We start from the raw sequence: 9,544 nt of genomic DNA on the forward strand, positions 1-9,544 counted from the left end.
ATACCCGGCCGCTTGAGGCGTCAGGTGTTGAACTTGAACAGCAGGATGTCGCCGTCCTGGACCACGTATTCCTTGCCTTCGTCACGCGCCTTGCCGGCTTCCTTGGCCGCCACTTCGCCGCCAAGCGTGATGAAATCATTGTAGGCGATGGTCTGGGCGCGGATGAAGCCGCGCTCGAAATCGGTGTGGATGACACCGGCCGCCTGAGGGGCCTTGTCGCCCTTGTGGATGGTCCAGGCGCGCGTCTCCTTCGGCCCGACGGTGAAATAGGTGATCAGATGCAACAGATCGTAGCCGGCGCGGATGACCTTGTTCAGGCCGGGTTCGTCGAGGCCCAGCGAGGACAGAAATTCCATCTCTTCCTCGTCGGAGAGCTGGGCGACTTCCGCCTCGATCGCCGCCGAGATCACCACGGTGCCCGCGCCCTGCGCGGCAGCCATCTTTTCCACGGCGCTGGTGTGCTCGTTGCCGGTGGCGGCATCTGCCTCGGCGACATTGCAGACGTAGAGCACGGGGTGCGAGGTCAGAAGGTTCAGCCCCTGCAGGATGCGCAGGTCTTCCGCCGAGATGCCCTTAAGCAGGATGCGGGTCGGCTTGCCGGCTTGCAGCAGTTCGAGCGCTGCCTCCATCATCGGCAGCACGGTGGTCGCTTCCTTGTCTTTGCTGCCGGCGCGCTTGCGGAATTGCACGATGCGGCGCTCGAGGCTGTCGAGGTCGGCGAGCATCAGCTCGGTTTCGACCGTCTCGGCGTCGGCAACAGGGTCGATGCGGCCTTCGACATGGGTGATGTCGTCATCCTCGAAGCAGCGCAGCACATGCACGATGGCGTCGACCTCGCGGATGTTGGCGAGGAACTGGTTGCCCAGCCCTTCGCCTTTCGAGGCGCCGCGCACCAGGCCGGCAATGTCGACGAAGGAGATGCGGGTCGGGATGATCTCCTTCGACTTGCCGATGGCCGCGATCTTCTGCAGGCGCGGATCGGGCACCGCTACCTCGCCGGTGTTCGGTTCGATGGTGCAGAACGGATAGTTGGCGGCCTGCGCCGCCGCCGTCCTGGTCAACGCGTTGAAAAGCGTCGACTTGCCGACGTTGGGCAAGCCAACGATGCCGCATTTGAAACCCATTTTTGTCTGGTCCTATAGGGAAATAGAAATTTGATCAGGGCTATGGGCGATAGGGGTGATCAACGTCAAGCCCTGTGGCGCCGATCCCGCTCAGTCCTTGCCGCCGAACAGCTTCTTCAGCATGGCGGCCATCGGGCCGGTCTCAGGCAGTTTGGCGGGGGCCTGTTGCGGGCGTGCCTGGCGAATGTGGCTCTGGTGTTTGGAGTCCTGCTGCTTCCGCGCCGGCTTTTCCGGTTCCGCGCCGGCCTTGCCCTGGACGGCGAGGCTGACCTTGTTCATGAAGCCGGAGTCGTCGCCCTTGGCGATCATGGCGGCGTTCTCGGCGATTGCGTCGAGCAGCGGTTCGAGCCATTCGCGGTCGACCTTGTCGAAATCGCCGAGCACATGGTGCTGGACCATTTCCTTGACGCCGGGGTGACCGACGCCGATGCGCACGCGGCGGTAGGCGTTGCCGACATGGCCGTCGATCGAGCGGATGCCGTTATGGCCGCCGGCGCCGCCGCCGGTCTTGATGCGCAGCTTGCCTTCGGCAAGATCGATCTCGTCATAGAAGACGGTGAGTGCGGACAGCTCGAGCTTGTAGAAGCGCAGCGCTTCGCCGACCGACTGGCCGGACAGGTTCATGAAGGTCTGCGGCTTGATCAGGACGATCTTTTCGCCGCCGAGCGTGCCTTCTGAAATCAGGCCCTGGAATTTCTTCGACCAGGGCGAAAAGGAATGGCGGCGGGCGATTGCGTCCGCCGCCATGAAACCGACATTGTGGCGGTTGTTGGCATATTTCGCGCCCGGATTGCCGAGGCCTGCAAAGACAAGCATCGTCTGCTCCGAGCGGGAAAGAGTTACTTCTCTTCGGCGGCGGGAGCCGCTTCGGGTGCAGCCACTTCAGTCGTCTCTTCCGCCTCCGGCTTCATCGCCGACGAACCGGCAATGGTCGCGATGGTGAAGTCGCGGTCGGAGATCACGGGCTTCACACCAGCCGGCAGCTTGACCGACGAGATGTGGATCGAGTCGCCAATGTTGGCGCCGGTGAGATCGATGGTGATGAATTCCGGGATCGCATTGGCCGGGCAGTGGAACTCGACTTCGTGACGCACGATGTTGAGCACGCCGCCGCGCTTGATGCCGGGCGACCTGTCCTCATTGATGAAATGGACAGGCACGTCGACATTGACCTGGGTGTCCTTGCCGATGCGCAGGAAGTCGACATGGACAGGGAAATCCTTGACCGGGTCGAGCTGGAAGTCCTTCGGCAGGACCTGGATCTTCTTGCCGTCGACATCGATCGTGGCGATCGTGGTCAAAAACCCGCCGCCATGGATCTTGTAATAGATGTCCTTGTAGGTGAGTGCGATAGCCAGGGGAGGCTGCTTGTCACCATAGATTACTGCAGGCACTTTACCGTTGCGGCGAACTGCACGGGCGGACCCCTTACCGACCTGTTCGCGTGCTTCGGCCTTGAGCTCGTAAGTGTCGTGGCTCATGGCATTTCCTTTCGGTTTGTTCTGGAGCGCTTACGATTGGCAACCTGCCTGGCCGTAAACGTCGAAAGCCGACATACCCATGCATGACCTGGTCCGAAAACCGGAATCCACTTTTCGGGATCATGCGGGAAGGCGGCCTTCCGCCGCGTTGCCTCCAAGGGTGTCTACGCGGGTGGCGGCTCTATAGCGGAAGGCGGCCGGAGGTGCAAGCCAAAGGCACGTCAGCCAAAGGCACGTCCGCCGGCGCGCAGTTCGGGGCGGTGATTATCCCCGCTTTTCGATGACGGCATAGAGCACGTTGCGGTTCTCGCCAAAGAACACCTGCGCGTTGACGGCGTTGCGGTCGACGCTGGCATTGACGATGTTCCACATGTCGACCTCCGATCGCAGCAGCAACACCCAGTCCATGAAGGTCTCCCGGTAGCCGGCGTCAGGATTGTCCTCGGCGTAGTTCGCGAAGAGAAATGTCCCGTTCGGCTTCAACATCTGCAGGCAGGTCTTCGTGAGTTTTACGGCGACGTTGTGCTGGAGGTAGTCGTAAAGGCCGGAGGCGTAGATGAAGTCGAACTTGCCCAGCCTGTGGCCCCTCGTGAGCACGGTCCGCACCGACCCGTCGACCGCCTCGATCGCGGTGCCCTGGAAGTCACGTGCGATCAACCCAACGCTCTGTGGATCCTGGTCGAGCGCAACCCAACGCTTGAGACGTCCTTCCGCCAGGGCGACCGAGCGATTGGCCTCCCGCAAATGCCCGGCCGCGATCGCCAGGATCTCGGTTTCCGGTCCGTTCTTGGCCGCGATCTCATCGACATAGCGGGTCAATAGGTCACGTCGTTCCCGTGCAGCGACGCAAGACGGGACGTCCTGGGTATGGGTATAGAGCGCCTTGCCGATCTCCGAGGCGTTTGCCACGCTCTCGGCCACGTGCGGATCACAATAGATGTAGTCGAGCAACTCCGCATCACCAGCATAACCTCTGGGCTTGCTGAAAGACCACCGCGTAAGCGGATCCTCGAGAAAATACTCCAGGACCGGATGGTTCTGCACCACCGGTATCAATGCTTGCCAAACGTCGGGATGAACTTTGGCACGTGTCGCGTTGAGGTGCGACATCAGACTACGAATGACCTCGGCGGGGTCCTTTCCTTGTTCGATTTGCTGATGGGTCGCATGGAGAATGAGTGCAAGCTCTGCACGAGCGGTTTCGAAGACTTCGCCGTGATCCTCGGGTCTTCCCCGAGGCAGACTTCCGGCGAGCATCTCGGCAGTAATCAGGCTTTTTCCATCAAGAACGGTTTGCACACCAACGCTCCATAGTTAACAGTCAGTTAACTTATTGCGTAGAATGCTCCATTTGCCAATGATGGGCCGGGCGCATTTTAGCGTTATGATTAATTTCCCGCTAACCATCTTTAATCATTGCACTTCTTCCGGGCCGGATTCGGGTTTCGAGTTAACGGAAACTTGTCCTGCGCGATTGCATTTGTACGCGTGGCGTCGCAATCGCTGTCGCGTCCAGGGAGTCGGCCTGCGTGAGGGCAGAAACTAGAAATGAGTTCGGAGCCGAAAATCCCCTTCAAACGGGGTTTGCTGTGATGAACGATCACGCGTCATCCGCATTGGCCGATACTGTTCATGCGGAGCCGTACGAACCGCGCTATGAACTGGGGACCGACGAGCTCCGCGCCCTCTACCGTACGGAAGCTCATGCGACGCGAAGAGGGGAAGCCCGGCCAGGGCTTTGGATGGCCGTTGTCATCTATCTCTTGTTTTCTGCAACGGATCTGCTGCTGATCCCCGATGTGGCTGCATACACGATCACTGCGCGCTTCGCGGTCGGATTGACTGCGCTTTTGATCCTGGAAGCGCAGCTTCGCCGGGAGGTAGCAACGGAATGGCTTGACGTCACTTGCGCCGGAGCCATCATCTTTGGCTATGTCGGTTGGCTGTGCCCTGCAGTTTTTGGTGCGGACAAAGAAAGCGTCTCTTACTATATGGTCTTCGGCACCATCTTCATGATGAGCGCCAATCTTTTCTTCACGTTCAATTTCAAACTTTCGATAGTAACTTCCACAATAATATTGTGTATACTGTACGTGGTAAATTATTTCGTGCCTTCGACGCTAATATACAAGATGGTATTCGGAACTTTCTATATCTCTTGCTTCACGTTTACCTCATATGTCAACTGGAAACTGAATGAAGAGCGCTACAACGTCTTCCTGAACGCCCTGGAAGCGAAGATCCAGCACAACGAGGCGACCGAACGCGGTAAGGCCCTGCTGAGACTGTCGCGGACCGATCCGCTTACAGGCCTGGAGAACCGGCGGGCGATCGACGAGAAGCTAAGGGACTACTGGAACGACTGGCAAAAGGTTGGCACCAGTTTTGGGGCGATCCTCATCGACGTGGACTTCTTCAAGAAGTTCAATGATTGTTACGGCCATCAGGAAGGCGACCGCTGCCTGATCCATGTCGCCAATGCTCTTAGCGAAATGATCAGGCGGTACAATGGCTCCATCGGCCGCTACGGCGGTGAAGAGTTCATTATCCTGGCTCGGGTGGAGAACAAAGAGCAGATCCTGGAGATCGCGGAAGCCATTTGCAGCACGGTGGAGAACCTGGCGCTTACCCACGAGCTGCGGCGCGACGGCGTTTCGATCGTGACTGTGAGCGTTGGCGCTGCATTCACCAGAACGCAGACCGGCGCCAAGCTGGAGAAGATCATCCACGAGGCTGATCGCGCGCTCTATCTGGCAAAAGCCGGTGGCCGAAACTGTGCCCGGCTGTTCGACCCGACCGATCCCCAGAGCAGCGACGAGAGCGAGAACATTGCGGCTTTGCTGAAAATCGCTATCGGCCAGAACCTCGTTTCACTCGTTTACCAGCCTATCCAGGATGTCAAAACGGACCGAGTCGAGGCCGTAGAGGCTCTGATGCGCCTCAAAATGCTGGACGGCACATCGGTTCCGCCGAGCCTGTTCATTCCCGTCGCGGAACGAACCGGCGCGATCCTAGAACTCGGGCGCTGGGCAATAAGAACGGTGTGCGCCGAGCTCCTGGCGGACGATTACGTCCGCGTCGTCAGTGTCAACGTCTCTCCGATCCAGCTCAAGACACCTGGCTTTGCAACGTCGGTAGCGACCATTCTGGGCGAGACCGGCGTCTCCGGAAGCAGGCTGGCCTTCGAGATCACCGAAGGGCTGGAGATGGAGATGCATTCGGACATTCTTCGCTGCATCAGCGACCTGAAGCTGCTGGGGATCAAGATATGGCTTGACGATTTCGGGACGGGCTTCGCGGGCCTTTCGTGGCTCCGCCTGATCGATTTCGATACGGTAAAGATCGATCGCTCGTTCCTGCACGACTGCAGCGCCCCGAACGGCAAGGCAATGCTCCAGGACATTATCACTCTGGTGCGGAATCGCGGCCACAAAATCCTGGTCGAAGGGGTGGAAACCGACGAACAGATGGCCCTCATGCGCGAATTCGGCATAGACAAGGTCCAAGGCTTTCATGTCGGCCGTCCCGCTCCCGCCGTCAGTTACCAGCCAAAGCGGACCATCCGCAAACGCCCATTCACCGTGCTTAAATCGGCATGATTGCGCCTGCTCTCCGAGGTTTGGCTTAGCTGCCTTTGGCCGCCATGGCTCAAGGGCCGCGCTGATTGCTATCGACCAATGGCAGAGCCAGGCGGGCACGCAAGGGGTGTGGCTTAGTGGTCGCCGCTCAACGCGGCGCGCAGTGCCCTGATCTGCCGGTTCAGCGCATCAAGCTGTGCCAGAGTCATGCCTGAGCGCTCGATCAAGGTCTCGTTGAGGCAGTTGCACTGGACAAGCAGTGTGCGACCAGCGGCGGTCAGATCGACCTGCACCTGGCGCTCGTCGGTCTGGCTGCGCTGGCGGGTCACCAGTCCAGCCTGCTCCATCCGCTTCACCAGCGGCGTGACGGTGCTCGATTCCAGGGCAAGCCGGCGGGCGACCGTGCCAACCGACATGCCATCGGTCTCTCCAAGCGCGTTCAGAACCAGATATTGCGGATAAGTGATGCCCATCTGGTCCAGCATCGGCTTATAGGTGCGATTGATCGCCATGCTGGTGGCATAGAGCGTGAAACAGAGTTGATTGTCCAACGGGAGAGGCACGGCGCATTTCCTTCTGCCGGTACGGCAGTCGGTTCTATACCACGAAAAACGATATCGCGATATACATTTTTATGGACAAGGTTTTCGAACTGCGATAGCTACATAGTTATCGCGATATTGTATATCGCGAAATCAACAGAACGGAGATTGAGATGACTTCGCAACCCAAGCCCAGCTCCGGCAGCGGCACGATCACTACCAAGGACGGAACGCAAATTTATTACAAGGACTGGGGGACCGGGCAACCGATCGTCTTCCATCATGGCTGGCCATTGAGCAGCGATGACTGGGACGCCCAGATGCTGTTCTTCCTGTCACAAGGCTACAGGGTCGTTGCCCATGATCGGCGTGGGCACGGCCGCTCGACCCAGACGGACGTCGGCAACGAGATGGATACGTACGCCGCCGATGTCGCGGAACTCGCCGCCCATCTGGATCTCAAGGACGCCATCCATGTCGGCCATTCGACCGGTGGCGGTGAGGTGGCGCGCTATGTCGCTCAATACGGCTCGGGCGGCCGTGTCGCCAAGGCGGTGCTGATCGGCGCGGTGCCGCCGATCATGCTCAAGACCGCGGCCAATCCCGGCGGCCTGCCGATCGAGGTCTTCGACGGCTTCCGCTCCGCCCAGGCGGCCAACCGCGCCCAGTTCTTCCGCGATGTCCCGGCAGGTCCGTTCTACGGCTTCAACCGTCCGGGCGCGGAAATCTCGCAGGGGATCATCGACAATTGGTGGCGCCAGGGCATGATGGGCGGTACCAAGGCGCATTATGATTGCATCAAGGCCTTCTCGGAGACCGACTTCACCGAAGACCTGAAGAAGATCGACGTGCCGGTTCTGGTCATGCACGGTGACGACGACCAGATCGTCCCAATAGCCGACTCGGCGCTGTTGACGATCAAGCTGGTCAAGAAAGGCGAGCTCAAGGTCTACAAGGGCTTCCCACACGGCATGGCCACGACCCATGCCGACGTCATCAACGCCGACCTGCTGGCCTTCTTCAAGGCCTAGCTAGTTTCCGTCCATAAACGCGCCTATTTTGCAGCTTTTGCAAGCACTTAACCTCGTCCAGTGAAGCCGTTGAACNCTAGTTTCCGTCCATAAACGCGCCTATTTTGCAGCTTTTGCAAGCACTTAACCTCGTCCAGTGAAGCCGTTGAACGGCATGGACAGGGATCAAGAGCGCCGGTGTTGACAAATGGGGATCATGGGCCGGTCGCGGCGCGCACCACGGAGCCCGGTCACTGATCGGCACGACGGCAGCGGCGATACTGTGATGTCAGTTCGGTTTGAGGCGTGTGAACAGGACGAGATTGTAGGCCACGGCCGAGGACCAGACGTAGGTCTTGAAGTGATCGAGGCCACGCCAGGTACAGCGTGCCAAGCCGTAAGCGCGCTTCAAGCACGATATTCCGGCTTCGATGCCGGCGCGGAAGTTGCGTAGCTTGCGATAGACCCACTTGCTTCTGACCATGTCCTCGATCCTGAGCCCGGCCTTCTTGTGGAAGGCCATGTCGGAGACGCCCCACGCCTTCGCTGTGGCCAGGTTGTCGCGAGTGGCGAAGCCGCCATCGGCCGCCGCTTGCCGCGGCGCTTTGCCGTAGAAGGCGATGTGGCGCTCCAGCATCGGCAGCAGCCGCTCGCTGTCGGCCGGATTGCCTGCTTCGATCACCAGATCGAGGATCATGCCGCTCCTGCCAGTGGTCAGGTTGAGTTTGTGGCCGTACTCGGTATTGCGGCTGCCTTTGACGATGATATCTGCATGTGGTTCGAACAGGCTGACCAACTTCTCGCCGGCAGGCACCGGCTCGTCGGCCAACACCCGTCGCTCGCTCTGTCTGATGATGCGCTCGACCAACGGCTCATAGTGATGGACCTGGAGCTGCCACAGTGCGATGGCCGGTGTGCTCGCCATGGCCAATCGCTCGCTCGCCTGCTTCAGATAGGCCAAGGTCGCGCAGGTGATTGCGATCAGCTCGCGGTAGAGTTGGACCCGATTCGGTCGACCGCGCGTGAACTGGATCTTGCGGGCGCGCTTCTTGGCTGCACGGCAATGATCGCGCCATGAGCCGGCGCCGCCGACCAAGGTATCGGCCCGCTTCAGCAGGCGCACCATGACCCGCACTGCATCCCAAAGCAGGCTGCTGTCGCTCGGCTCGTGCATGAGTGCCGAAGTCACGGTGCTGTCCAGCCGCACGACCGCGCCGTCTTCAAGCTTCGCCTGCTGAGCGCTCGACAGCAGCGTCCGATTGATCGATTCCCATGTCTCGGGCAGGATCGCGCTGATCGTCCTTTGCAGCACCGACTTCTGTGGGCTCCACGACCATGGCAGGCGGGCAAAGGCGCGAAACGAGGCGGAGTCCTCGAGATGGAACGCCAGCTCCTGGTAGCTCAGTTGCCGGTACTGCTTGAGGATCGCGCAGCGCAACACCGCTTCGGCCGGCAGGCCCTGCCGTCCGGTGGCTTTGACGCCGACCCGAACCAGATCTCCGGCCACCAGGCCAAGCAGATCGCAATGCTCGTCCAGCCATTGCGACATCGCCTTCAGTTCGTGGCCGATCTCGTGCGTGGCGAAAACATCGAATATGCTGGCTTGGACGGTGCGTTCTTGGCGCATTGTCGGCTCCGGCGGTGGCAGGGTTTTGGACTCAGTGGCATGAGCCAAGATACCTGAAACCGCCGGGCCTTGCTCATGCAAAGCTACGATTCACTCAACAAAATCAATTATTTGCCGTTTGTGGACGGAAACTAGACTAGTTTCCAGGGTCCGGTTGATCATGAGCTTAGATCGGAAGAGCG

Annotated in this window: 8 protein-coding genes; 2 read left to right on the top strand and 6 right to left on the bottom strand. The window is 59.7% G+C overall.

The features are described 5' to 3' along the window. Window positions 1–20: 20 nt before the first annotated feature. The 4 genes from ychF to X744_RS150345 form a co-directional block, all read right to left on the bottom strand. Window positions 21–1,124: a redox-regulated ATPase YchF gene (ychF, locus tag X744_RS150360; protein WP_023760727.1), complete on the bottom strand. Its 1,104-nt coding sequence runs from the start codon at window positions 1,122–1,124 to the stop codon at window positions 21–23. Between the two features lie 90 nt (window positions 1,125–1,214). Beyond that, window positions 1,215–1,940 (bottom strand): aminoacyl-tRNA hydrolase, encoded by a 726-nt coding sequence (gene pth / locus X744_RS150355; protein WP_023760728.1) that lies wholly within the window; start codon window positions 1,938–1,940, stop codon window positions 1,215–1,217. A gap of 23 nt (window positions 1,941–1,963) precedes the next feature. Further along, window positions 1,964–2,605 (bottom strand): 50S ribosomal protein L25/general stress protein Ctc, encoded by a 642-nt coding sequence (locus X744_RS150350; protein ID WP_023760729.1) that lies wholly within the window; start codon window positions 2,603–2,605, stop codon window positions 1,964–1,966. Between the two features lie 264 nt (window positions 2,606–2,869). After that, a complete protein-coding gene (locus X744_RS150345) occupies window positions 2,870–3,904 on the bottom strand; it encodes a class I SAM-dependent methyltransferase (RefSeq protein WP_023760730.1) in 1,035 nt (344 codons plus the stop codon). Window positions 3,905–4,197: 293 nt separating this feature from the next. Between X744_RS150345 and X744_RS150340 the strand changes: the two genes are divergently transcribed. Further along, window positions 4,198–6,204 carry an EAL domain-containing protein gene (locus X744_RS150340; RefSeq protein ID WP_023760731.1) on the top strand — a complete coding sequence of 669 codons (2,007 nt, stop codon included), beginning with the start codon at window positions 4,198–4,200 and terminating at the stop codon, window positions 6,202–6,204. Window positions 6,205–6,317: 113 nt separating this feature from the next. Here the strand turns inward: X744_RS150340 and X744_RS150335 are convergent, their stop codons facing one another. Beyond that, the gene (locus tag X744_RS150335; RefSeq protein WP_023760732.1) at window positions 6,318–6,746 is read right to left on the bottom strand and encodes a MarR family transcriptional regulator; all 429 of its coding nucleotides are present in this window, start codon (window positions 6,744–6,746) and stop codon (window positions 6,318–6,320) included. 152 nt (window positions 6,747–6,898) lie between these two features. Between X744_RS150335 and X744_RS150330 the strand changes: the two genes are divergently transcribed. After that, window positions 6,899–7,756 carry an alpha/beta hydrolase gene (locus tag X744_RS150330; protein ID WP_023760733.1) on the top strand — a complete coding sequence of 286 codons (858 nt, stop codon included), beginning with the start codon at window positions 6,899–6,901 and terminating at the stop codon, window positions 7,754–7,756. Window positions 7,757–8,024: 268 nt separating this feature from the next. Here the strand turns inward: X744_RS150330 and X744_RS150325 are convergent, their stop codons facing one another. Next, on the bottom strand, window positions 8,025–9,362 hold the full coding sequence (locus tag X744_RS150325) for an ISNCY-like element ISMesp3 family transposase (protein ID WP_023760734.1): 1,338 nt from the start codon (window positions 9,360–9,362) through the stop codon (window positions 8,025–8,027). Window positions 9,363–9,544 lie beyond the last annotated feature (182 nt).

It is taken from the genome of Mesorhizobium sp. LNHC252B00 (assembly GCF_000502955.1).
GTDB lineage: Bacteria > Pseudomonadota > Alphaproteobacteria > Rhizobiales > Rhizobiaceae > Mesorhizobium.

Excerpts from the sequence above, each read along its gene's own strand:
- pth (WP_023760728.1), bottom strand. The coding sequence starts at position 1,940 with ATGCTTGTCTTTGCAGGCCTCGGCAATCCGGGCGCGAAATATGCCAAC.
- ychF (WP_023760727.1), bottom strand. The coding sequence starts at position 1,124 with ATGGGTTTCAAATGCGGCATCGTTGGCTTGCCCAACGTCGGCAAGTCG.
- X744_RS150340 (WP_023760731.1), top strand. The coding sequence starts at position 4,198 with ATGAACGATCACGCGTCATCCGCATTGGCCGATACTGTTCATGCGGAG.
- X744_RS150325 (WP_023760734.1), bottom strand. The coding sequence starts at position 9,362 with ATGCGCCAAGAACGCACCGTCCAAGCCAGCATATTCGATGTTTTCGCC.
- X744_RS150330 (WP_023760733.1), top strand. The coding sequence starts at position 6,899 with ATGACTTCGCAACCCAAGCCCAGCTCCGGCAGCGGCACGATCACTACC.
- X744_RS150350 (WP_023760729.1), bottom strand. The coding sequence starts at position 2,605 with ATGAGCCACGACACTTACGAGCTCAAGGCCGAAGCACGCGAACAGGTC.